The sequence below is a fragment of the Flavobacterium sp. I3-2 genome (assembly GCF_013389595.1).
GTDB lineage: Bacteria > Bacteroidota > Bacteroidia > Flavobacteriales > Flavobacteriaceae > Flavobacterium.
Genome location: NZ_CP058306.1, coordinates 1,993,481 through 2,018,490 on the forward strand (window position 1 = coordinate 1,993,481; position 25,010 = coordinate 2,018,490).

Genomic DNA, 25,010 nt, shown 5'->3' on the forward strand with positions numbered 1-25,010 from the left:
GCACTATCTCGGAACAATAACAAAATAGATATACGTTTCATAGACACCTTTAGCACCGTTAAATTCGGGCAAATTACCAGGAATACTTAACGAAAGGTCGAATACAATTTCACTACTCCAATTTGGAAAAGTTGCAATCACTTGGTCCCAACTTTGTAGTTGAATTGGCGTATTAATTTTTAGAAGATTTGCCTCAGAACTGTTTCCTCCAGAATATTGGTTTAAAGCTAAATCAAGTCGGATTATCGAAACAGGTAATGTATGGTCGGTAATATTAGAACGCATATCTTGATTTGCTGCTTTGACAATCAATTCATGGCCGTTGTATGTTTTGATGCGAAGCGCACCATTTTTCCGAATAGATTTTCCAGTTACTAAATCATTTACTGTGTTAAACTTAAAATGAAATAGATTACTTCCATTTTCTAAAAGAATTGATTGGTCACCGTGATTTCCATTATGATTAATATGAGCGCCAGCAAACATATTTGCGTTACTGATACTTTTTAAAAGAATTTCGGTTCCGTTTTCAATTTTATACAAATTGATGATGTACGCACTTTTATATTCTCCGTTTGGAATTGTAAGTAAATGATTTCCGCCTTTCATTTGAAAATCAAAAACAAAAGTTCTAACAAAACCATTTTGTAACGAAACAGTTTCACTACTTATGATGGTTTGTTCTTGGTATTTTGATAATGGTAAAAAACCTGAAGGCCCTGCAATCGGAAGGTTAGAACCATTACCTTGAACGTTTTCTCGTGCAAATTTTAATAAACCAAATTCAGCAGGAATTGAGTAATTATTGTATTTGTAATCATCAACTAAACGAGCTGTAATTTTCCATTTTGTTATGGGTTGAATTTGATTGTAAATTCGAACAGAAACATTAATTTGTTCATTTTTGGTTTGACCAGCCATCAATTCTCCATAATTATTAAATTGCGGAATCCAATTTGTATATGCATCAAATTGAATATCTTGTGCAAACAAATTCAAATTTGCACTCAAAAAAATAAATAGAAAGAAAGCTATGTTTTTCATATTTCAAAATCCATTTCAGCAAGCTGAATTGTTTCATTTTTACCATATAAAATTTGTGCAGAAATGGTGTATTGACCCGCAGTAAGTTTTGGGTCTAATTGTTTAGAAACTTTTCTTACATCTTTTGGTAACGTATAAAATTCTTCTTCAGAAAGCTCTGTTGTTTTTCCTGTTTTGTAGTTAAAAAGCGACCATAAAATTTTGCCTTCGGTCCAAATTTTACCTGTATTTTTAAATTCTAATTCTACAAATTTATTGTTTTGCGCATCTTTATTTGCTTTGAAGTCTACAATAGAAATTTCGCCATCTGTATTTTCTTTAGCATGATAAACTTTCACACCCATTCTGACAGTTACTTTGATAGAAGCTCCTTTTTCATCTACAGAATCACCTGGGTTTAATTGTGTAAAAAATAACATACTTGTGTGAACAGGATTACTCGGGTCCAAAGTTTCAGGAACGGTTAAAACCACTTCTACTTCTTTTGTCGAATTTGGTTCAATTGTAAAAAAAGTATTTGGTGTAATTTGAATCCAAGGCGAACAAGATTCCTTTAAAGTATTAAAATCCGCAATATGATTTGAGCCTGATTTATCATAATTCCAATCGTTTATCGAAACACCAATTTCTAGAGTTTTTGTTGTAGGATTTGTTATACTAACTTTTTGTGTAACAGGAATTTTACTATTTTCATAAAAATATAATTTACCTGGAGAAACGGTTAAGCCAGCTTGAGCAAATGTTGTATAAGTTAAAATAGATGCGAAAAAAGTTAATAGTTTCTTCATTTAATTTGGAATTAGAGTATAAACAATTAAAGTGTCATAAGTTGTGGTGGTGCTACCTATAAAAGCAAATGTGTTTTCTGGTGGTATTTGATAATTAACATCGATATAATTAACCATCGAACCATTATTTTCTGAAATCAATATTTGTGATACATCACTTAAAACAATAGCATTTGATTTAGAACTTGTTCTTGCATTCACTTTGATATTCGAAACAGCAACATTTGTTTCTGTATTATTACTAAAAAAAAACGGTTGAATGGTTTTAATTGATATTTCAAAGTTTTTTACACCAGTAACAACTAAATGCGAATTTAACCAATTTGTTTGAGTTCCTTGAGTAAATTTTTCAACAGAATTAATATCTAAATTCACATCAGGATGAGATATTTTTAAACCAAAAACATCTTCAAATTCAAGTCTGATTAACGATTTTGCAGAACCTATCCCAGGTTGAGCTATCGAATCTAAACCTAATAGTAAAGTTGTGAATATGATAATTTTATAAAAGCGCATTTTTAAAGTGCAATAATAGTATATGTTATTGTTGTATTATAAGTACCAGAATCTGTATTCATCAATTGGTCACCGCCTTTTAAATGGTAATTCATATTGAATGAACGGATGATATCACCTTTTGAAGAACTAATGATTTTATTATTTTCTAACGATAAGTCAATAGGAAAAAAATTAATGTCATTTGTACTTCGTCCTTTTGTTCCAAAGTTAGGAGTTAATTTTATTTGGTCAATATTTATTTTTTCATCGCCTTTTAATAAATGACCGTTCGCAACTACTCGAATTTCATATTTTCCGTTACTCATTACTTCAATATGATCATTTTTATAGTTCGATTTACCGTTTCTGAAATCTTCAATCGAGTTAATCGAAATTTCAACATTTTGTTGTTGTTCATTTATTCTAATGGATTGTATGTTGTTTATTTGCACAGACAATTTTGCTGTTGCTGATTCTTGAGCTTTACTTGAAAATCCGAAAAGAATTAAAATTATTGGAAATATATATCTTGTCATTTTGTACCTCTTATTTTCTATAAAGATAGAATTTTAGTCAAAAAAAAAACATGATTTTATTCATGTTTTTCTTTTTTTTTTCTATTTTTTCCGAAAATTATAGAGGTAATAACGTGTATGTAATCTGTGTGCTAATTGTTTTACCATATTGGTCTAAAAAAGCTGCAGTATTAGTTGCCGGAATTGCATAGACTAAATTGTAAACATCAGCTTTAGTTGCTTTAGTTGAAGAAGCAATTTCTTCAGCAGCTAAATGTTTTAAACTCTTGTTTGATCTGTTAGCAATTGTTATTTCTGAGTTTTGAGTTACTTTAGTTACTAATAAATCAATGTTGTTTGTATTTACTGCGGTTCCTTCTGTAACTCCATTAAATTCAGCTCCTGAAACTTGAGCGTTAACAGCATATTTTCTAGATGAGAAAATTGTCATTGTTATAGGTAAAGATTCACTTCCTGTTGCAAATTTTTCTTCAGAATCTAAAAGAATAGTTGTGTTTTCATTACTTAAGTTTAAACTATAAAATTCACCAACTGTAACATTCAAATTGCTTGAACCACTAGTTTTGTTTGTTGATGCAGGAGTGTTGCTACTTTCGCTACCAGAACTTCCATTATTACCATTATTCCCGTTTCCATTTCCGTTGTTTCCATTTCCATTTCCGTTATTGGTCCAAGGATGGTTACCTGCATTTTCATTTGGAGTTCCTTGTTTTGGTTGTGCTAAAGCATTTAAACTGAATAACAAACAGATTGCTAAAAAAGATATTGTCTTGAAAAAATTATTTTGTATTTTCATTTTTTTAAAGTTTTTTTGGTTTGTTTTTCTATTATTGAGGAATTAAAGTATAAGTAATTTCTGTAGTAATCGTTTTTCCGTATTGATCTAAGAAAGCTGCAGTGTTTGAAGCAGGAATTGCATAAACAAGGTTGTAAATATCAGCTTTAGTTGATTTAGGAGAATAAGCGATTTGTTCAGCTTCAGCAAATTTTAAACTTTTGTTAGCTCTGTCGCTTATTAAAGCTTCATCATTACCGCTAGATTTCGATACATTTAAATCGATATTGTTTGTGTCAACAGAAGTTCCAGTTTCAACACCTGTAAATTGAGCAGCAGAAACTTGAGCTTTAACTTCGTATTGTTTAGAAGAGAAAATCGTCATTGTAATAGGTGAAGATTCACTTCCAGTTGCAAATTTTTCTTCAGTATCTAAAAGAATAGTTGCATTATCGTTACTTAAAGTTAAGCTATAAAATTCTCCAACCGTTACAGATAATTTGTTTGTTTGTTCTTTTTGAGCGTTTGCATTGAATCCGAACATTAAAGCGATAGCTAATACAGTTACAGTTTTGAAGAAATTAGTTGTTGTTTTCATTTTATTTAAAAATTATTTTGTTAGTTATTTTTTTGTTGTAAATCTTGTTCTTATTTTACATGACAAAGTAACGATGATTTTCAAATGGTATTTGTAGTATCAGTTGTAGTATGTTTGTAGAATTTGAACTACACTTTATTTTATTATTGAGGAATTAAAGTATAAGTAATTTCTGTAGTAATCGTTTTTCCGTATTGATCTAAGAAAGCTGCAGTGTTTGAAGCAGGAATTGCATAAACAAGGTTGTAAATATCAGCTTTAGTTGATTTAGGAGAATAAGCGATTTGTTCAGCTTCAGCAAATTTTAAACTTTTGTTAGCTCTGTCGCTTATTAAAGCTTCATCATTACCGCTAGATTTCGATACATTTAAATCGATATTGTTTGTGTCAACAGAAGTTCCAGTTTCAACACCTGTAAATTGAGCAGCAGAAACTTGAGCTTTAACTTCGTATTGTTTAGAAGAGAAAATCGTCATTGTAATAGGTGAAGATTCACTTCCAGTTGCAAATTTTTCTTCAGTATCTAAAAGAATAGTTGCATTATCGTTACTTAAAGTTAAGCTATAAAATTCTCCAACCGTTACAGATAATTTGTTTGTTTGTTCTTTTTGAGCGTTTGCATTGAATCCGAACATTAAAGCGATAGCTAATACAGTTACAGTTTTGAAGAAATTAGTTGTTGTTTTCATTTTATTTAAAAATTATTTTGTTAGTTATTTTTTTTTTATTTATTTTAGCCAATGTGAGTTTTGAACGACTCATTATTCTTTAGAGAAAACTTTTAAATTTTTGTTACTAGAATACTTGGCAAAAGTAGTTTAGTAAGTTTGTGACGTAGTTATCATTTTCGATGAACGTATTGTCAATAAAAGTTTATTTATTTTTGACTTGGTCTTCAATTTACCTTGCAAAAGTAGATTGATTACAAGAATCTTTAATTATCATTTTTAATGAACATATTGTCAATAATAATTAAGTTGTTTTTTGACTATTCCTCTTATTTAACGATGCAAATTTAATTTGAAGACAAGAATCGTTAGTTATCATTTTTGATGAACGTATTGTCAATAAAAAACTAAATTTCTAAATCGTAAATCTTTCCAAAATAAATTATTCATTTCTATACAAAAAAAAGAATCTATAAAGCTTACAAAATTAAGCTGTTATTGTTGTATATAGCTTGTTAAAATAAATGTATTTTTTGTATAAATTGATGTTTTAATAAATCTTCAAAATTTTCATTTTATTAGAAGATGTATCTAAAAAAAAAAAAAAACGCCCCAAAAAAATTAATTCTTTGGGGATGTTCTATATAAAATTTGTCTATTAAATACTTTTCAATTCATTTGAAGTCAAGCTTTCTCTGTATTTTGAAGGTGAAATGCTTGTCGCTGTTATAAAAAAGCGAATAAAGTTACTCACATCTTCAAAATTTAATTCATATGAAATCTCTTTGATGCTCATATTAGTATGTTTGAGAAGTGTTTTTGCTTCGTTAATACAAGCGATAGCTATGAATTTTTTAGGTGTAATCCCATAAACAGATTTACACATTTCTTTCATTTTATTTGTGTCAAGATCAAGTGAATTTGCATAAAAAGCAACTGATCTTTCACGTTTGATATTATTTTTAATTAACTCATTGAATTTGTTAATTAGCTTAATTTGATAGGGTAAGAATTTTTTTGAGTTAAAGGATTGAAAATGCTGTAAATCCATAGAAAGAGTAAAAAGTAAAATTCTTTCAATGGTATTTTTTGCCAATAAATTATTGATTTCAGAAAAAGGTTCAGTTAAAAATTTGTTTAACATACCAGCATAATTCTCAACAAATTTAATGTATTGAGGTTCTAGTTTTAAAAAATTTATTGATTCTGTATTATTAAAATAAGAACATCTGCTCAAAAAAATACGATCAGATTCATTAATGCAATAAAAATCTTCCGTAAATTGAATGTAATGAAGCTCATAACTTTCAGAAGCTGTAAGTCGAAACATTTCATTTTTTCCTAAGAAAATACAATCGTTGGGTTCTAAAACTTTACTTAAATGCGAAAGTGAAATTTTAACTGTGCCTTTTTTTACCCATAAAATTTGATAAACATCATTATACTGAGTAATGTGTTGGTCATTTTCTGTGAGGTAAGTTGCTTTTGAAGAAATATAGCCCCTAGGATTTGATAAACTTAGTAATTCATTCATTATTAATTATTTTCAGCAAATATCACAAAAAAAGTAAAGTTTACCATATTTGAATTAAGTTTTAAGAAAATTAGATAATAATATATAATTTTTTAATCTTTATTCTGTTTGTAGTGTGTTTGTTATGTTAATATTTGATTTTTTTAAGCAATAAGCAAGTTTAATGCATTTACGGTTTTATTTAAAATTTGTAGTTTTTTATGTTTTACCTTTAAAAAACTATTTGTTTTTTGATCTAAATTGAATTATTCGTCAATTTTCGGAACATAATTTTGAAAAATGCGTTAATTTTGTCAATCTATTTTTACAATTTTTATGAAGCAATTTTTTTATTTATTATTTTGCTTACCAATGTTTACCATTGCACAAAATAATTTAGAATCGACTCAAAAATATCAATCTGAATTAATTTCATTTTATAACAATCCAGAAACAACGCCTTTAGATTTAGAAGAACAAAAGAATTTTAAAGGAATTTCTTTTTTTGATATTGATGAAAAATTTATTGTTGAAGCAGAGCTTGAATTACTAAAAAAACAAAAGCCGTTTTTAATGCCTTCAACTGGTAAAATCAAACAAGAATATAAAAAATATGGTATTTTACATTTTGAAATCGATGGTAAAAAGCTTCAATTAGTTGTTTATCAGAATATCGCATTGAGTAAACGTAAAGGTTATGAAAAGCATTTGTTTTTACCATTTTACGATTTAACAAGTGGCGAATCAACTTATGGTGGAGGACGTTATTTAGATGTCGAAATTCCAGAATCAAACCAAATGATTATCGATTTTAACCAAGCTTATAATCCGTATTGTGCATATTCAGCTCGTTATTCTTGTCCAATTACTCCAGAAGAAAATTTTTTAGATATCGAAATAAAAGCTGGAGTTACTTATCCAAAAGATGAAATATAACATTCATACACATCAATTTTCAAATCGAAAAGATGTAATAGAATTGGTTAATCAATTTCCAACCGATTTAGATTTATCATTGCCGAATTTCACAGTCGGAATCCATCCTTGGTATATTGATTTCGACAATTTAGACCGAGATTTAGAGACAATTAATCAAGCATTACAACATCCAAACTGTAAAGCTTTAGGCGAATGTGGTTTAGATAAACGAATTGAAACATCTTTAGAAAACCAAATTTCGGTATTTAAAGCGCAATTATTACTTGCCGAGAAACATAAAAAAGCTGTAATTTTGCACTGCGTTTCAGCTTATCAAGAAGTGATTGAAATCAAAAAGGAGATGAAAATTTCGGTTCCGTTGATTATTCACGGATTTTCTAAGAATAGTCAAGTAGCTCAAAGTTTGTATAAAAACGGATTTTATCTTTCGTTCGGAAAATATTTGCTTCGTAATCCAGAACTTTCAAATGTTTTTAAAGAAGTTCCAACCAAATATCTTTTTCTTGAAACCGATATGATCGAAGAAACGATTGATCAAGTTTATGCAAAAGCAACATCGATTTTAAATCATGATGTAGAACAAATAATAGAACAAAATTACATAAGAGTTTTTAACCGCGATTAATGTCCGATTTTTAGATCGGGAAGCATCAATCAATAAATCAAATTAAAATGGCTGTTTGGCAAGAAAGAGCAGAATTATTATTTAAAGCAGAAGGAATCGAAACCTTAAAAAATTCGAACGTATTAGTTGTTGGATTAGGTGGAGTAGGTTCATTCGCTGCCGAATTTTTGGCGCGCGCCGGAGTAGGAAATATGACCATTGTTGATGGTGATATTGTTGATATAACCAACATTAATCGTCAATTACCAGCCTTGCATTCTACAGTTGGAATGCCAAAAATCAAAGTTGTAGGTGATCGTTTAATGGACATCAATCCAGAATTGAATTTAATTCGAATCGAAGAATTTATTTCGCCTGAACGCGCACACGAAATTGTAACCAAAGAATTCGATTACGTTTTAGATTGCATCGATAGCGTTACCCCAAAATTGAATTTGATTATTGCAGCTAAACGTAAAGGTGTAAAAGTAATCAGTAACATGGGAGCTGGCGGCAAAATGTTAGCAAGTAAAGTTGTGGTTAAAGATATTGCTAAAACCGATGTTTGTCCGTTGGCAAAAGTAATTCGTAAGCGTTTGCGTAAAGAAGGAATCAAATCAGGAGTTAAAGCTGTTTTTTCTACTGAAAAACCAGATGAGAGCAGTTTAAAAATGACCGATGGAACCAACTTTAAAAAATCGTTTTTCGGAACCAACAGTTGGATGCCCGCTTTATTTGGACTTCACGCTGCCGAAACCGTGATTAAACATCTTGTCAAAAAGGAAAAGTAATATACTAACGCTTCAATTTATTTTGAAGCGTTTTTTTATGGCGTTCCGCTCACAAAAACTCCTTACGTCGTTTTTGCAGCATCGCGTCTTACGCTAAATCTTTTGCTCCACTTCGTTACACAAAAGGATACCGCTTCAACCGCTAACGCTTTTAAAGTCTAAAGTTGGAAAGTCTAAAGAGAGAAAGTTTAAGGTTCAAAGTTCAAAGTTTTTAACCAACTCCGACAGAGTTCAAAACTCTGTCGGAGTTTATTTAGTTAACCTGCAAGGTTTTCAAAACCTTGTAGGTTTGGATTCTTTAAAATGAATGTTTGAAATTCAAAATCTGAATTGAATTTAAAACTACTAATCTCGCAAAAGGGATGGAAGCTTTGTTTGAGCTCTTTTACAAATTTTTAATTTGGGAAAAGCGAGTGCGTTCAGCCCGACCTGAAACGCAGTGGAAGGATTTGCCATAAATATTTTTTAACAAGTTTTTTTTAGCTATTTTTAGAAAATATATCCAAAATATGAAAAACGTACTATTACTTTTTTTGCTTCAAATTTCGTTTTCTGTTTTTTCACAGAATTACGAAAAACAATGGAATAAAATTTATGAAACTGAAGCGAAAGGAAATATAAAAGAAGCTTATGAAGCGGTTCTTAAAATTGAGAAAAAAGCTCAAAGAAATAAGAATGAACAAGAATTTATAAAGGTTTTTCTATTCAAATCGAAATACGAAAACATACTTTTTGATAAGCGACATTCGGATTTTTTTGTCGATATAAATACGCAAATTGCAAATGCAAACGGAAATTCCGTTTATTTCTATAATTATATAAAAGCGGCATACTTAGCGGCATATTTTAATAAATATCAATCGGATATTCAACGCAGAGGAGATTCTAAAAACATATCAAATCAATCGAATTTTACAGAGTGGCATCAACGTGATTTTATCAACGCATTAACTAGTTTATACAACGAAACTTTTTCAGATTCAGAAAAATTACAAGCGATTCCGTTGAGTGATTATAAAGAAGTTGTCGAAGGTTTTGGGAATGTGAATCAAGAGCATTTATACGAATTTTTACTTGAAAAATGGATGTTGTTGCCAATTGCACAATTGTATGTAAATGCCGAGCCTTCTAGCTACGAATTTTATGCCGATTATAAAGATTCTTTTTTAACTCGTGACTTATCAGATAATTTTGACGTGCGTTTGACTGCTTATCAAATGCTTGAGAATTTTTATAAACAAGAACAAAAAATTTATGATTATGAACGTGTAAAATTTATGCGTTTTCAACAAAATTTTTTATTGAATGATTTACAACTTTTAGATGTTTTAATTGCGACAACGTCTACAAACGAATTCAAAAATAAATATCGTTTAGAGAAATTGTCTTATTTAGTTGGTGAAGCAAATGCAAAAGAAAAGAAGTCTTATTTGAAAGAGGCTATCCAGTTGATTGACACGCTGAAAACTCAGGAAATTTCGATTACTGATTTGAATCAAATTTTGAATTTAGAGAAGTCAATAAAACAGCAAAGATTAATCGTTTATAACGAACCCATTTTATACAACAACCAACATAATAAAATATTGGTCGATTTTAAAAATATCGACACACTTTATAATTTCGTTTATAAAGTTGATGATTTAGAAATGTTTAATCAATTAAAATCAGATTCGTTGTATTTTGATTATCTAAAAACGCATAAACCGTTTCAAAATATTGAATCTGTAATGCCAAATCAAGGTGATTTTAATAGTTATACAACCGAAGTTTTATTACCCGATTTTGAAGAAGGTTATTATTTTTTAGTTTCGAGTTATGAGAAAACAGTTACAGAAAATACGCCTTCAGTTCGTTTTAATCCGTTTGTGGTTACAGATGTTTTTATTGTTTATAAGCAGTTTGATAAAAATCTAGAAATTCAACTTTTAAATAGAAAAACCGGAAAACCTTTATCAGAAACGAAAGTTTTTGTTTTTGATAAATTTTATACTTCCGATGAAAATGGTTTTGTGAAAATTAAAATAAATAAAGACACGTTTGATAGAAAAGCAAATTACGATGTATTGGTTTATAGCAATGATTTCATTTATCAAGAAACTTTTAGTGGTAGTCAGTTTTATTTTTCAAATTATAGCAATGATGAAGATGAAGAAAGACAAATTACTTCTTTTATTTACACCGACCGTGGACTTTATCGCCCAGGACAGGAAGTATATTTTAAAGCTATTTTAGTTCAAACTATTGATGGCTTTAAACGAAAAGCTGCTGAAAATATAAAAGTTAATGTTCAGTTTGAAGGGAGAGATTATTCTGATAATAATATACTTACGACTAATGAATTTGGTAGTGTTTCAGGCAAATTTGTAATTCCTAAAAACGTTGATGATGGAGAATTTGAAATTTCAGTTTCTAAACCAGATGATTTAACTAAATCAGAAGAAAAAATTTGGGAAACAATTGACCTTGAAGATAATTATGTTTATTTAGAAGTGGCTGAATATAAGCGAAATACTTATGAAGTGAATTTCAATCCGTATCAAGAAAATATTGAAATTGGTGAAACTATCATGCTTTCAGGTTCTGTAAAAAGTTTTTCGAATGCTTCCATTGCAAATGCAAAAGTCACAATTACTCCTTCGCATTGGTTGTATAATAATTATTCTCAATCTAAAATAATAAACTATCCAATAATAGAAACGTTTACAGATTCAAACGGTAATTTTGAATTTCCGTTTACCTTCGCTAAAGATTCGTTGACTCAAAAAGATTTAAATACTCAAATTGAATATTATTTTACAGCTGAAGTTGTTGATAATTCAGGAGAAGTTCGTGAAGCTCACATGCAAATTAGTTACAATACAAAACCATTTTTAATAACCTATCAACCTGATAGTAATACTTTTTATAAGAATGAAGAAAAGTATGAAGTTGAAATAAAAACTAGTACAATAAACGGAAAATTTGTTCCAACTAAAGGAAAAGTCAAAGTTTATAAACGTCAAGGAATTAGAAAATTTGAGTTAGAAAACTTATGGATGAAACCAACAATTCAGATAATTGATTCACTAACTTTAACTGATAAATTTCCATATCAAAGTTATGCTTATGATTTTTATCGTCATGAATCAAAACTTGTTTTTGAGCAAGAATATGAAACTAAAGAAAATGAGAAATTTGTTTTAGATGAAAAATTATTTGATTTAGGAGAATATTACTTAGAATTTATTCCAAACGATTCGCTATTTACTCCTGCAAAACATAAATTTAATTTCAGTGTTTTCGATTATACTTATCATCGTTCTGTTTCTATAGAAATTGATGAAGAAAAATCGTTACGTTCAAAGAAATTGCAGCTTAAAATCTTTAGTAAAGTTCCTGAAGTTTATGTAAATCTAGATTTAAATTATTTAGGAAATCAAAACAAAAGTTTTTTGATTCATTTAAAACAAGGTGAAAATTTTGTTGAATTACCAATCGATATCGAAAATAGAGATATTAGATTTAAAAGCAACTTGTATTTTGTTTATGAAAACAGATTGTTTAAGGAATTCGTAGAAATTTCATTTCCATATAGAAAGGATTATTCAACGATAAAAACTGAAATACTTCATTTAAATGATAAGTTAAATCCCGGTGATGATTACAATTGGAAATTGAAAGTTTTTAATCAAAACAAACCAAAAGATAAATTGGAAGTTTTGGCAACGATGTACGATTTTTCGTTAGATGCGATTCATAACGAACGTTGGGATAATTTTTATTTTTATGATTATGGCTCTAGTAATTTGGCATCTGTTTTAAACCAGACAACTAATTTTGTCGATACAGAAATTTATTACAATAGCAAATCTCAATTCTCTTTTAAGAAATCAAATCTAACTTCAATATTGAATTTCAATTGGTTTGGATTCCGTTTTTTTTGATAAAAATATTACCAAAGAATTTTTATCAGAAACGAAATTAAATACTGTTCAAGGAGAAATTTCGGGTAGAGTATTTGCTAGAAATTATGGAGATAACATTCCTGGAGCAACTGTTTTAATTCAAGGTACAACCAACGGAGTTGATACCGATGAAGATGGCTATTTCAGATTAAAAGCCAAACTAGGCGATGTTATATCTGTTCAATATTTAGGTTTTAAAACGCTAAGATTTATTGTTGAAGGTAGTTATTTCGAAATTCCTTTAGAAGAAGAAGAAATGCTTGAATTAGAATCAATTGTTGTAGATTCTTATCGTACGATGCCAAATAATGCCGATGCCGAAGTAATTCAAAAAAACAAAACAATGAGCAATGTTTTAGATGGTCATGCGAATATAAAAGCACGTAAAAATTTAAGTGAAACCGCTTTCTTTTATCCAAATTTATATCCAAATGAAAAAGGCGAAGTTGAAATTAAATTCAAAGCACCAGAAGCTTTAACCAAATGGAAATTAAAAACTTTAGCAAACGATAAAAACGGTAATTCAAACTATTTTGCACATTTAGCTTATACGCAACGCAACGTAATGATTCAGCCAAACATGCCACGTTTTGTTCGCGAAACCGATGAAATTGAATTAAAAGCACGCGTAAGTAATACCACAAACGATAAGCTAAAAGCAACGGCTTTATTACGTTTGTTTAATACCGTTACGGGCGAAGAAATAACTGATGAAATTATTAAAACAAAAATATTAATTCCGGTAGATATTCAAGCGAATAGTTCCAATTCGGTGAGTTGGAAAGTTCAGATTCCTAAAAATATTGAAGGTTTACAATATCGAATTTCGGTTCAAGCTGGTAATTTTACAGATGCCGAAGAAAGCGTTATTCCGGTTTTAAGTAATCGTCAATTGGTAACCGAAACTATTCCGGTTTGGCAATTAGCTAATGAAACGAAAAAATATGAATTAACTAATTTAGTCGAGAATCAATCAACAAGTTTAGAAAATCATCAATTACGAATTGATATTTCAAACAACGCTACTTGGTTAATGATGCAATCTTTGCCGTATTTGTATGAATATCCGTATAATTGTTCGGAGCAACTTTTTGCAAAATATTTTGCTTATGCGATTGCTGCGTATATTTTAGAAACGAATGAACCGATTCAGAAATTAGTCGCTGCTTGGCGTGAAAATCCAAAATCGAAATTCGAAGAAAACGATGAGTTAAATCAAATTTTGGCTCAAGATTTACCTTGGTTAAAAGATTTAATTTCAGATGACGAGAAGAAAGCACAATTTGTTTCTTACTTTGGTGAACAAAATTTACTTAAAGAAGTAGATAAAATCGAAGATGTATTAATTGAACGACAAACGGTTTCAGGTGGAATTCCTTGGTTTGATGGAGGACGAGCAAGTAATTACATCACCAATCATATTCTAATTACGGCAGCTAAACTTAAAAAATTAAACATTGAACCTACTTTCATTTCAACAGATAAAGAAACCAAATTCATAAATAAAGCCAATGTTTATTTAGATGTAACTTTTAATGATTTGTTTACCAAAGAAAAAGAAGCAACTGTTTTTGAAGTGATTGATTATGCTTTAGTTAAAAGTTATTATGCCGATGTGTTTTCAATTCCAGAGAATAATAAAATAAGAATTGATAAACGTTTAGCCGAATTACGAAACGATTGGATTACGTTGCCTTTATACGAAAAAGCCAAATTAATTTTAATTGCAAACAGAAAAGGGGATAAGCAATGGGCGAACGAAATAACAAATCAATTAGAACAAACTGCAGTTTTAGATGAAACTTACGGTATGTTTTGGCGCGGAAATATCAGTACATATTATTTTAATTACAACGAAGCCGAAGTTCAAGCTTTACTTGTTGAGGCTTTTAAAGAAATGAAAAAGCCACAAACAACAATAAACAAATTAAATACTTGGTTAATCAGTAGAAAATCGCAAACATCTTGGGGAACAACTAAAGCAACCACAGAAGCACTTTATGCTATTTTATTAGGTGAAGACCAAAATGCAATTTCTAAAGAAAGCATAAAAATAAAAGTTGGAAATGATAAAATCAATACAGCTAAAAACAAAAATGAAATTTTAGAAGAAGCGGTTGGCATGTTTTCTTATCGTTGGTTAGGCGATAAAATAAAATCAGATATGGGAAAAATTGAAGTCGAAAACAAAACCTCAAAACCTGTTTTTGGTGGAATTTATTGGCAATATTTCCAAGATTTAAATCAAATAAAACAATCGCAAGATGGTGTTTTAAATATCAATCGAAGTTATTTGTCTCAAAATAAAGACAGAATTTGGGAACCAATCAATTCAGAAACAAAGCTTGTTTTAGGTCAAAAAGTAAAAATTCGTTTAACCATTGAAGCCAAACGCGATTTGAGTTTTGTGCATTTAAAAGACAATCGAGCCGCAACTTTTGAACCCATAGATGTTTTGTCGGAATATCATTATAAAGACCGAATATTCTACTATCAAACTAATAAAGATGCTTCGACCAATTTCTTTTTTGACTTCTTGCCAAAAGGGAATCATATTTTAGAATACGAGGTTCGCTTAAATAATATCGGAAATTTCACAAGTGGAATTTCAACCATTCAAAGCATGTATGCTCCGGCTCATTCTGCACATACTTCGGGTGATAAAGTTCAAGTCAAATAAAAGATAAGAAACGTTTCAATTTATTTTGAGGCGTTTTTTTATGGCGTTCGCTCACAAAAACTCCTTGCGTCGTTTTTGCAGCGTCGCGTCTTCCGCTAAATCTTTTGCTCCACTTCGTTACACAAAAGGATACCGCTGCAACCACTAACGCTTTTTAGGTCTAAAGTAAGGAAATTTCAAGTTTCAAGTTTTTAATCGACTCCGACAGAGTTCGAAACTCTGTCGGAGTTTTTTATTATGTAAATCAGCGTGTTTTTCGAAACCTTGTAGGTTTTATTTTTAAAATCGAATGCTTGATATTCAAAATCTACCAGAACAGAATTTTAAAAAGAATATCGTTAGAATCACTAACAATTTACCATTCAGTATCATTTTTTAACCGTTCAGTAATTTTATTTATTTTGTTAAATTGAATCGTGTTACATTTGGTTTATAATTTTAAGAAAATGAAAAAGCAAGCATTTATAAATCTATTTTGGATTAGCCTTGGTTCAGGAATTTTTTTCTTTACCTTTTTTTCTGATGAAAAGACATGGATGAGTTTTTTAATAAACTTTTTGATTTCATTTTTTTACGCGTTTACATTAGGAACCTTAAACGGATTTGCTAACGATTATTTAACCAAACGTTTTTCGTGGACTGAGCAAACAAAAGAGCGAACTATAATTGGAATTATCGTAATCATCATCATTAATACAATTGGTGTTTATGGATGTAATTATTTAAATTTTGTTTGGTTTCAGAATGCGGCAACCACTCAAGAATTCTTTTCTGAGAAATACAATTTTGCCAATTGGTTTATGATAAATTTTGCATTGTTGATTTCGGCATTTCTTCATGCAAAAGGTTTTGTTGACGAGTTAAAGAAAAATACCAAAAAAGAAGTAGTTGAACAGAAATTAATTGCAAACTCAGCAAACGCACAATTCGAATCTTTAAAAAATCAATTAGACCCGCATTTTTTATTTAATTCGTTAAACGTTCTTTCGGCGTTAATTGATGAAAATCCAAATCAAGCACAAAAATTTACGGCTTCAATGTCTAAAATTTATCGCTATGTTTTAGAACAAAAAAATAAAGAATTAGTAGCTATTGAAAGCGAAATTGCATTTGCCAAAATATATTGTGAACTTTTAAAAACACGTTTTGAAGATAGTGTGAATTTCAGTTTTGAAATCCATCCTGACGAAAATCAAAAATGGGTTGTTCCGTTATCGTTGCAATTGCTTCTCGAAAATTGTATTAAACATAATTTAGCAACAAGCAATCATCCGTTGCAAATTCGAATTTACACAGACGGAAAATTTTTGTGTGTCGAGAATAATCTTCAAATACGTGAACAATTAACAGAAAGTGCTGGAATTGGTTTGTCAAATATTGTACAACGTTATGCATTATTAACCTCAGAAAATGTATTTATCGAAAAAAGCGAAACCAATTTTAAAGTAAAAATACCTATACTAATCAAAAAAATGTCAAAAAAGATGAATTATCCTACACAAACCCCCGAAGATTTTGCTTATCAGAAAGCAGTAAAAAGAGTAAAAGAACTTAAAAGTTTCTATGCAAATTTAATATCATATTGCATTATTATTCCTTTTCTTTTGATTTTAAATTTAATTACAACTCCAAACGAGCTTTGGTTTTATTGGCCAGCTTTAGGTTGGGGCGTTGGAATTGTAGCTCATGCAACAAGTGTTTTTGCAATTGGTAAAGAATGGGAAGAGAAAAAAATTAGAGAAATTTTAAATAAAGAAAATCAAAGAAATGAAAACGAATAACGAAAAGATTAATTATGAAATTGCTAAAAATCGCGTAGTTAGATTAAAAAAGTTTTATTCAAACTTAATTGTTTTTATGGTTGTTTTATTGCTTTTTTATTGCATTAAATTCTTAAAATACGAACTTGTAGATTGGAGTCAAATCCGTGTTAATTTAATATTTGTAATTTGGGGTTTAATTTTACTAATTCAGGCTGTAAAACTGTTTCTTTTCAATTCAAATTGGGAAGGCAAAAAAATGAACGAACTTACAAACAAATATAATAATCCATGATAAGAACCGTAATAATAGAAGATGAAAAGTTGGCTGTTAAACGTTTAGAAAAGCTTTTAAGTCAATTTTCTGATATAGAAATTGTAAAAAGTCTTTATTCTGTAGAAGAAGCTATTGCATGGTTTGAGAATAATCAGCATCCGCAACTTATTTTTTCTGATATTGTTTTGGGAGATGGTTTGTCTTTTGAAATTTTTGACAAGATTAAAACCAAATCGTTTTTTATTTATACGACGGCATTTGACCAATATACGTTGAAAGCTTTTAAATTAAATAGCATTGATTATTTATTAAAACCCATTGAATTGGATGATTTAGAAAAAGCAATTGAGAAGTTTAAATCATTTTTACCTCAACAAAACTTTTTAGATTCAAATGAAATTCGCGCAATTGTTCGTAATCCAAAAACTACATTAAGTCGTGTTTTAGTAAAAATTGGATATAATTTAAAAGTGATTTCGGTTGCAGATATAAGTTGTTTTTATTCAGAAAATAAGATTGTTTACTTGCAAACCAAAGAACGCAATTATCCGACTGATTTTACCTTAGATGAACTTGAAGATGTTTTAGATGAAGCTAATTTTTTTAGAGTAAATCGACAATTTATAGTTAGTTCTGATTATATCAAAAATATACACACATCGCCAATTTATATGATTGATTTGCAATTTCAGCCCAATCAAGAAATTTCTATTAGTAGAGACCGTGTTCGTGATTTTAAGAATTGGCTTTCGATGTAGTTTTATCTAATGCATGCAAATCTTGCAAAAGGGATGGAAGCTTTGTTTGAGCTCTTTTACAAATTTTAATTTGGAAAAAGCGAGTGCGTACAGCCCGACCTGAAACGTAGTGTAAGGATTTGCCCAAACGTTAGAAATTCTTAATTTTGATAACTGATTGACTTTTATTACTTTTAGTGGAATTAAAACCACTTTATGAAAAGCAAGATTTTACTTTTTTTCTTATTCGTTTCAGTTTCTATTTTCGCTCAAGATTATAAAAAACAATGGAATGAAGTTTATGAACTTGAACAAAAAGGTTCATATAAAACGTTGAATTCCAAACTGGAGCAGATTTATAAATCGGCTAAAAAAGAGAACAATCAATCTCAGAAAGCCAAAGCTTTTATTTACCAAATGAAGGTTGATAATGTGTTGAAAGAAACGAATTATCAGAAAAAGGTAGAACGTTTACGATTAGAAATCGCTGAATCTACCGGAGTTTACAAAGAAGTTTTTCGTTGGTATTACATCAAAACGTTGATGAATGCGTACAATTCTAAATTTTCGAATTGGCGTTATTACGGTGGCGTTATTACAAATACGACAGAATTACCCAAAAATATCGATTTGTGGACGCAACAACAATTTCAAGAAGTAATTTCAGAGCAAACAAATTTGTTATTTGCTCAAGAAGATTTGATGAAAAAAACTTCGGTTGATAAAATCAAAGATTTGATTGATTATGATTTTATTGACAACAATTTAAACCAATCGGTTTATGATTTTTTTGCGATTAATTTTATTAATGATTACGCTTCGCAACGTTATGTAATTCAGCCTTCTCAGGATATTTTTAACCGTTTTGATGGTTCTTTCTGCAATTCAAAAATTATTTTTTCAGAGAATAAAGACTATTTAGATTTTCGTGAAGAGTTATCTAAACAAGCCGCTTTATTACTTCAAAATCTTGAAAAACAATATCTGCAAAATAACCAAGATTTGTTGTTGGATAAAATTCGTTTTGTAAGATTAGAAAAATTCGGTTCAGATGTTTGGGCAGAATCAGAAACGTTTCAGAATTTAGGTAAAAACTTAAAAACCAACTTTTATAAAAATCGTTGGCAATCGATGTACGCAAATAAATTAGCACAAGAAGCGAATAAAACCGATAAAAAAGGCAATTATGAAACTGCATTGAAAGTTATTGACGAAGTCAAAAAATCGAAAACAGAAAATAATCAATTACAATCCGTTTTAGATTTAGAGAATTCAATTAAGAATAAAGATTTTGCTGTTTCATTAAAGCAAGAAGTTTTTGAAAACGAACCGGTTAAATACTTAATAAATTATAAAAATATTGATACGCTTCATTTGGCTTATTACGATTTTTCAAAACACAAAACTATTAACGATAGTATTTTTAAAATGGTTGTGAAAAACGATAAACCGTTGAAAAAATCGGTTCATTATTTACCACAAGATTTTCCGTATTTTCAGAATACAACTGAAATTTTAGGCGAACAGCTACCAATTGGAAATTATTTATTGGTAAGCTATTCTGATGACAAGGATTTGGATATTTACGATTCAAAAAAAGCACAAGTTTTTAAAACAACAAATGTGATGTTATTGACTAAAAACATCGATAACGAAACTTCGGCAATTTTTGTTTTAAATCCAAAAACAGGAAAACCTTACGCAAATAAAGCCACTCTTTTTAATAGAAAAAGATATGTTTCTGATGCAAACGGAAAAATTATTGTGCCGAATAAAAGAGAACGTTACGATACAAATACAATCGAACTTTTTGTAAACAACGAAATTTATCGCAAGCAACTTTATTTGGATTCTTGGGGACAATCAATTCAAATCGAAAAAAGTCAGCGCGATGCAAATATTGATTTATTCACGGACCGTTCCATTTATCGTCCGGGTCAAGAAGTACATTTTAAAGGTATTTTGTATGAAATGAATGCGAATCAAAATCAGGTGCTTTCTAACAAATCTTTTAAAGTTATTTTAGAAGATGACAATGGTGATGAGGTTGATGAAAAGTTGATAAAATCGAATGAATTAGGCGGTTTTAGTGGTTCGTTCGTTTTACCAAAATCAATTCCGACAGGTGAATTTTCTATTCGTATCAGAGAATTAGATGATTATGCTGATGCAAAAGAGGCTGAGTTTTGGAAAGCGTTGCGTTTTCCAGATAAATCATTTGATTATCGTGTAGAAGAATATAAACGTCCGACTTATAATTTTGAGTTCGATGAAATCAAAGGAAATGTTTTCTTTGATGAGAAAATAACAATCAGCGGAAAAGCTGAAAGTTTAGCGGGCGGAGCTATTGCAAATGCTAAAGTGAAATTGAAATCAGATATTAATTTTTATGATTATGAAACACGAAAATACATTCAATTACTAAAAATTGATGAAGAAATTTTGACCGATGATTTCGGAAAATTTGAATATCATTTTACTATTCCTTCCGATTCGTTAGGCAATCGTTTTAAAGAAGAAATTATTCGTCAAAACATTAGCATTGAAGCAGAAGTAACCGACCAAGCAGGCGAAGTTAAAGAAGATAATTTATATTTCTATATTTCAAATACCGCAGTTGATGTTTCTGTTTATAGTATTGGAAATTTCATAACTAACAAACCTTTAGAAGTTTCTGTTGGTTCTCAAAAGCATAACGGAGGATTTTTACCAATAACCGGAACAATAAAAATTTATCAAACTTTACCAAAGGATAAATTTTACGAAACGCGTCCGTGGCAAATTCCTGAATTAAAATCGATGGATGAAATAACTTTTAGAAAATTGTTTCCGTATCAGGCGTATGATTCAGAAGAATTAAAAAATCCAGAGAAAACCTTAATTTATGAAGGAAGTTATACAACTGCTGAAAATAAAAAGTTTGAATTAGATATCAAAGATTGGAAAACCGGTGCGTATGAATTGGTCTTTGAAACCATCGATTCAAAATCGAAATTACCTATAAAAAGAAGTACTAATTTTTCTATTAAAAAAGTAGATGAAAAATTAGCCAAAAACGAAAATGTAACGTTTATCACAAATCCAAAATCAACAGCAAGTCAATTGATTTTGGAAGTAAATAGTATTTACGACGATGTTACTTTATTCATCGAATATTTTGACCGTGATGCTAGCATTCAATCAAGAAATTTCTCAATCCGCAAAGGAAGTCAGTTTATTCGAATTCCTTTAGCTGATAGTTTTGAAAACGAAAATATTTCGTATCAGTGGTTTTTTGTGCAAAATCAAAATCTGTATTCAGGTAATGGCGATTTTAATTTGAAGAAAGTAGAAGAAAAGAACCATCCGGTTTGGGAAGCCGAATGGCAAGCTTGGAACAATAAATTAACACCAGCACAACAATACCAATGGAAACTGATATTAAAAGATTCGAAAACCAATAAACCATTTCAAGGCGAATTTTTAGCTTCGATGTACGATGCTTCGTTAGATATGATTTACAGTGATTTTTGGAAAACAAATTCGGACAAGATTTACAATTATTCGTATGTGAATTTCTCAAGACCAACTCCATTGAATAATTTAGTTTCAAACCGAATTTATAATTCATATACTAATTATTCAGCTCCTTTATATTGGAATACATGGGATTATTTTGGTTACGATTTTAATTTAGATTCTTATTACAATTATTATTACAGCAATGGTGCTCGAAATGGCAATGCCAAATATTATCAAATAGAAGTTCGTGATGAACAAACAGATAAACTAATTGCAAATGCAAGAGTTTATAATTTAAAAACAGCCAACCAATCTACTACAAACGAAGATGGTTTTGCTAGTATTTTAGGTGATGAAAATCCTTTAATTGCTGTTGCAGCTTTAGGATATAAAGAAAAAAGACAAGAATTGAAAAATCTGTTTACAGTTATTTATCTAAAATCAGATGAAGAACCAATTTCACAGCAAACAGTTGATGAACTTCGTGAAATCAATTTAGTTTGGAATCTAATTTTTAGAAAATATTCTAAGCTATTAAATAAAGAGGAGATTCTTTCATTTGAAGAAAATGTTATTAAAGAACAAACTTTAGGTGATAACAAAGTTTTAACCGACGAAATTTCTGGTTTTGTTTATGCTAAAAATTATGGAGATCCAATTCCTGGTGCTTCTCTTTTAATTGAAGGTACTTTTAAAGGTTGTGATACAGATGCAGATGGATTTTTTAAATTGAAAGCAAAGCAAGGTGATGTGATTACTGTAAACTTTTTAGGTTTTAAAACTTTTAGTTTTATTGTTTCAGGTTTATCTTTTAATATTTCTTTAGAAGAAGATAATTTGTCAGAGCTCAATGACGTCGTTATCGATACCTACCGTTCTACAAGCAGAGCTAAAAGTAGTGTAGCAGCTTCAACAGTAACTTCAAAAACTATTGAAGGTCGACCAAATGCAAGTTTTGTACAAACTTTAGAAGCTCAAGTTCCAGGATTAAATATTGCAACTAATAGAGAGTTTGCAGAAAATGCACATAAAGCTATTACCTTGCGTAAAAATTTAAATGAAACGGCCTTTTTTATTCCTCATATACAAACGAGTAAAAATGGCGAAATTGTTTTTGATTTTACTGCTCCAGAATCGTTAACCGAATGGAAGTTTAGAGGATTGGCACATAATAAAAATGCAGAATTTGTTTACTTGGAAGCTATTAGTAAAACGCAAAAAGATGTCATGATTCAGCCTAACATGCCACGTTTTGTTCGTGAAACCGATGAAATTGAATTAAAAGCACGCGTAAGTAATACTACAAACGACAAACTAAAAGCAACAGCAATGTTGCGTTTGTTCAACACAATTACAGGCGAAGATTTAACGAAACAAATTTTAAAATCGGATGATTTAATTCCGGTTGAAATTGTCGGATTTAGTTCAAATACGGTTAGTTGGAAAGTACAAATTCCTAAAAATATCATTGGTTTACAATATCGAATTTCGGTTCAAGCAGGTAATTTCACGGATGGCGAAGAAAGCGTAATTCCGGTTTTAAGTAATCGTCAATTGGTAACCGAAACCTTACCGGTTTGGCAATTAGCGAATCAAACCAAAACTTATGAGCTAACTAATTTGGTCGAAAATCAATCATCAAGTTTAGAAAATCATCAATTACGAATCGATATTTCTAACAACGCCACTTGGTTAATGATGCAATCTTTCCCGTATTTAATGGATTATCCGTATGATTGTTCAGAGCAATTGTTCTCGAAATATTTCGCAGCTTCAATTGCCTTACATATTGTTGAAGAAAATCCGTTAATCGAAAAATTAGTTAAAGAATGGAAAGAAAATCCAACATCGAAATTAGAAGAAAATGAAGAATTAAAACAAATACTTCTACAAGATTCACCTTGGATGCGCGATTTGATTTCTGATCAAGAAAAAAAAGCACAATTTGTTTCTAATTTTGATATAAATCATTTAGAACAATTAGCTGAGCGAATTGAAGATAAATTAATAGAACGCCAGATGTCAAGCGGTGCTTTGCCTTGGTTCACTGATGGTTATGAAAATCCGTACATAACTTGGCAAATCGTGGTAACTGCGGCTCAATTAAGCAATTTGGGAATAAAATCTAATTTCCTTAACGGCGATAAAGGTTTTATCTATCGTGCACAAAACTATTTAGATACGCGTTTTGAAAAATCATATAGCGAAAAACACAATGCTTCGGTTTCTAATGTGATTGATTACGCTTTTATGAAAAGTTATTTTGCAGACCGATTTACAATTTCAGATAAAAATCAAAAGCAAATTGACAAAGTTTTAAACGATTATCGTGAAAAATGGGTTTCTTTTTCATTGTACGAAAAGGCAAAATTGATTATTGTTTTAGCACGAAAAGGCGAAACAGTTTGGGCAAAAGAAATCATTAATCAATTAGAAGAAAGTGCGGTTATTGACGAAACATTCGGAATGTATTGGCGCGCCAACTCAAGTAGAAATTATTACTATTACAACGCTGCCGAAGTTCAGGCAATGATAATCGAAGCTTACAAAACCATGCAAATGCCTGAAGATAAAATTCAACGTTTGAATGCTTGGTTGTTAAGTAAAAAAGTACAAAACGATTGGGGAACAACGAAAGCAACCACACAATCGCTTTATGCGTTAATTTTAGGACAACAAGATATGGATTTGAATCGTGGCTTAATTGAACTTAAAGTTAGCAAAGAAAAGAAAAACGTTACCAAAGATATCAAGTCCAAAACCGAAGAAGAAGTTGGGATTTTTACTTACCAATGGCTAGGCGATGCTGTAAAATCGGAAATGGGAACTATTGAAATTAAAAATACCACACCGCAACCTGTTTTCGGTGGAATTTATTGGCAATATTTCGAAGATATGGACAAAATCAAAAGTAGTCCGGATGGAATTTTAACCATTTCTCGTGGATATTACATCGAAAACAAAGACGGTAAATGGGATTTAATTACACCAAAAACGCCACTTGTTTTAGGACAAAAAGTAAAAGTCCGAATCGAATTTGAAGCCATTCAAGAAATGAGTTATTTGCATATCAAAGACAATCGTCCGGCAACTTTCGAACCGCTAGATGCGATTTCAGGGCAACGTTATGGAAACGGTTTACGTTATTATCAAAGCACCAAAGATGCTTCGACGAATTTCTTTATCGACCATCTAAACAAAGGAAAATACGTGTTAGAATACAACGTTCGTTTGAATAATATTGGAAATTTCACCAGCGGAATTTCTACCATTCAAAGTATGTATGCACCTGAACATGCATCGCATACTTCAGGTGATAAAGTTGAGGTTAAATAAAAGAACAAAACGTTTCCA

Annotated in this window: 17 protein-coding genes; 9 read left to right on the forward strand and 8 right to left on the reverse strand. The window is 30.0% G+C overall.

From position 1 onward, the window contains the following. Positions 1-3 precede the first annotated feature (3 nt). From HW119_RS09370 to HW119_RS09405, 8 genes are all read right to left on the reverse strand, one after another. Entirely contained in the window at positions 4-1,044 is a 1,041-nt protein-coding gene (locus HW119_RS09370; RefSeq protein WP_177763754.1) for a hypothetical protein, read from the reverse strand. Next, complete coding sequence (locus tag HW119_RS09375) at positions 1,041-1,832, reverse strand: molecular chaperone (protein ID WP_177763757.1); 792 nt, start codon at positions 1,830-1,832, stop codon at positions 1,041-1,043. Before HW119_RS09375 ends, HW119_RS09370 begins: the two co-directional genes overlap by 4 nt. After that, on the reverse strand, positions 1,833-2,348 hold the full coding sequence (locus HW119_RS09380) for a hypothetical protein (protein ID WP_177763760.1): 516 nt from the start codon (positions 2,346-2,348) through the stop codon (positions 1,833-1,835). A 2-nt stretch (positions 2,349-2,350) separates the two neighbouring features. Next, the gene (locus HW119_RS09385) at positions 2,351-2,866 is read right to left on the reverse strand and encodes a hypothetical protein (protein ID WP_177763763.1); all 516 of its coding nucleotides are present in this window, start codon (positions 2,864-2,866) and stop codon (positions 2,351-2,353) included. 97 nt (positions 2,867-2,963) lie between these two features. After that, complete coding sequence (locus HW119_RS09390) at positions 2,964-3,662, reverse strand: hypothetical protein (RefSeq protein WP_177763766.1); 699 nt, start codon at positions 3,660-3,662, stop codon at positions 2,964-2,966. A 31-nt stretch (positions 3,663-3,693) separates the two neighbouring features. Further along, entirely contained in the window at positions 3,694-4,239 is a 546-nt protein-coding gene (locus HW119_RS09395) for a hypothetical protein (protein ID WP_177763769.1), read from the reverse strand. 143 nt (positions 4,240-4,382) lie between these two features. Then, positions 4,383-4,928: a hypothetical protein gene (locus tag HW119_RS09400; RefSeq protein WP_177763769.1), complete on the reverse strand. Its 546-nt coding sequence runs from the start codon at positions 4,926-4,928 to the stop codon at positions 4,383-4,385. 637 nt (positions 4,929-5,565) lie between these two features. Beyond that, the gene (locus HW119_RS09405; protein ID WP_177763772.1) at positions 5,566-6,441 is read right to left on the reverse strand and encodes a helix-turn-helix domain-containing protein; all 876 of its coding nucleotides are present in this window, start codon (positions 6,439-6,441) and stop codon (positions 5,566-5,568) included. 315 nt (positions 6,442-6,756) lie between these two features. Here HW119_RS09405 and HW119_RS09410 point away from each other — a divergent pair, with 315 nt between their 5' ends. The 9 genes from HW119_RS09410 (at position 6,757) to HW119_RS09450 (ending at position 24,992) form a co-directional block, all read left to right on the forward strand. Next, the gene (locus tag HW119_RS09410) at positions 6,757-7,356 is read left to right on the forward strand and encodes a DUF1684 domain-containing protein (RefSeq protein ID WP_177763775.1); all 600 of its coding nucleotides are present in this window, start codon (positions 6,757-6,759) and stop codon (positions 7,354-7,356) included. After that, positions 7,346-7,984: a TatD family hydrolase gene (locus tag HW119_RS09415; protein ID WP_177763778.1), complete on the forward strand. Its 639-nt coding sequence runs from the start codon at positions 7,346-7,348 to the stop codon at positions 7,982-7,984. Before HW119_RS09410 ends, HW119_RS09415 begins: the two co-directional genes overlap by 11 nt. A 47-nt stretch (positions 7,985-8,031) precedes the next feature. Next, complete coding sequence (locus tag HW119_RS09420) at positions 8,032-8,754, forward strand: ThiF family adenylyltransferase (protein ID WP_177763781.1); 723 nt, start codon at positions 8,032-8,034, stop codon at positions 8,752-8,754. 509 nt (positions 8,755-9,263) lie between these two features. Next, on the forward strand, positions 9,264-12,680 hold the full coding sequence (locus tag HW119_RS09425) for an MG2 domain-containing protein (RefSeq protein ID WP_177763783.1): 3,417 nt from the start codon (positions 9,264-9,266) through the stop codon (positions 12,678-12,680). After that, positions 12,661-15,381 (forward strand): alpha-2-macroglobulin family protein, encoded by a 2,721-nt coding sequence (locus HW119_RS09430; RefSeq protein ID WP_177763786.1) that lies wholly within the window; start codon positions 12,661-12,663, stop codon positions 15,379-15,381. The genes HW119_RS09425 and HW119_RS09430 overlap by 20 nt, the downstream gene beginning before the upstream one ends. 446 nt (positions 15,382-15,827) lie before the next feature. Continuing rightward, complete coding sequence (locus HW119_RS09435; RefSeq protein ID WP_177763788.1) at positions 15,828-17,162, forward strand: 2TM domain-containing protein; 1,335 nt, start codon at positions 15,828-15,830, stop codon at positions 17,160-17,162. Then, positions 17,149-17,436 carry a 2TM domain-containing protein gene (locus tag HW119_RS09440; RefSeq protein WP_177763790.1) on the forward strand — a complete coding sequence of 96 codons (288 nt, stop codon included), beginning with the start codon at positions 17,149-17,151 and terminating at the stop codon, positions 17,434-17,436. Before HW119_RS09435 ends, HW119_RS09440 begins: the two co-directional genes overlap by 14 nt. Next, the gene (locus HW119_RS09445) at positions 17,433-18,176 is read left to right on the forward strand and encodes a LytR/AlgR family response regulator transcription factor (RefSeq protein ID WP_177763792.1); all 744 of its coding nucleotides are present in this window, start codon (positions 17,433-17,435) and stop codon (positions 18,174-18,176) included. The genes HW119_RS09440 and HW119_RS09445 overlap by 4 nt, the downstream gene beginning before the upstream one ends. Before the next feature lie 195 nt (positions 18,177-18,371). After that, positions 18,372-24,992, forward strand: coding sequence for an MG2 domain-containing protein (locus HW119_RS09450; protein ID WP_177763794.1), 6,621 nt, complete (start codon positions 18,372-18,374; stop codon positions 24,990-24,992). Positions 24,993-25,010 lie beyond the last annotated feature (18 nt).

What these genes read in the sequence shown, in the direction of transcription:
- HW119_RS09370 (WP_177763754.1), bottom strand. Translation starts at nt 1,044, where the DNA reads ATGAAAAACATAGCTTTCTTTCTATTTATTTTTTTGAGTGCAAATTTG.
- HW119_RS09375 (WP_177763757.1), bottom strand. Translation starts at nt 1,832, where the DNA reads ATGAAGAAACTATTAACTTTTTTCGCATCTATTTTAACTTATACAACA.
- HW119_RS09380 (WP_177763760.1), bottom strand. Translation starts at nt 2,348, where the DNA reads ATGCGCTTTTATAAAATTATCATATTCACAACTTTACTATTAGGTTTA.
- HW119_RS09385 (WP_177763763.1), bottom strand. Translation starts at nt 2,866, where the DNA reads ATGACAAGATATATATTTCCAATAATTTTAATTCTTTTCGGATTTTCA.
- HW119_RS09390 (WP_177763766.1), bottom strand. Translation starts at nt 3,662, where the DNA reads ATGAAAATACAAAATAATTTTTTCAAGACAATATCTTTTTTAGCAATC.
- HW119_RS09395 (WP_177763769.1), bottom strand. Translation starts at nt 4,239, where the DNA reads ATGAAAACAACAACTAATTTCTTCAAAACTGTAACTGTATTAGCTATC.
- HW119_RS09400 (WP_177763769.1), bottom strand. Translation starts at nt 4,928, where the DNA reads ATGAAAACAACAACTAATTTCTTCAAAACTGTAACTGTATTAGCTATC.
- HW119_RS09405 (WP_177763772.1), bottom strand. Translation starts at nt 6,441, where the DNA reads ATGAATGAATTACTAAGTTTATCAAATCCTAGGGGCTATATTTCTTCA.
- HW119_RS09410 (WP_177763775.1), top strand. Translation starts at nt 6,757, where the DNA reads ATGAAGCAATTTTTTTATTTATTATTTTGCTTACCAATGTTTACCATT.
- HW119_RS09415 (WP_177763778.1), top strand. Translation starts at nt 7,346, where the DNA reads ATGAAATATAACATTCATACACATCAATTTTCAAATCGAAAAGATGTA.
- HW119_RS09420 (WP_177763781.1), top strand. Translation starts at nt 8,032, where the DNA reads ATGGCTGTTTGGCAAGAAAGAGCAGAATTATTATTTAAAGCAGAAGGA.
- HW119_RS09425 (WP_177763783.1), top strand. Translation starts at nt 9,264, where the DNA reads ATGAAAAACGTACTATTACTTTTTTTGCTTCAAATTTCGTTTTCTGTT.
- HW119_RS09435 (WP_177763788.1), top strand. Translation starts at nt 15,828, where the DNA reads ATGAAAAAGCAAGCATTTATAAATCTATTTTGGATTAGCCTTGGTTCA.
- HW119_RS09440 (WP_177763790.1), top strand. Translation starts at nt 17,149, where the DNA reads ATGAAAACGAATAACGAAAAGATTAATTATGAAATTGCTAAAAATCGC.
- HW119_RS09445 (WP_177763792.1), top strand. Translation starts at nt 17,433, where the DNA reads ATGATAAGAACCGTAATAATAGAAGATGAAAAGTTGGCTGTTAAACGT.
- HW119_RS09450 (WP_177763794.1), top strand. Translation starts at nt 18,372, where the DNA reads ATGAAAAGCAAGATTTTACTTTTTTTCTTATTCGTTTCAGTTTCTATT.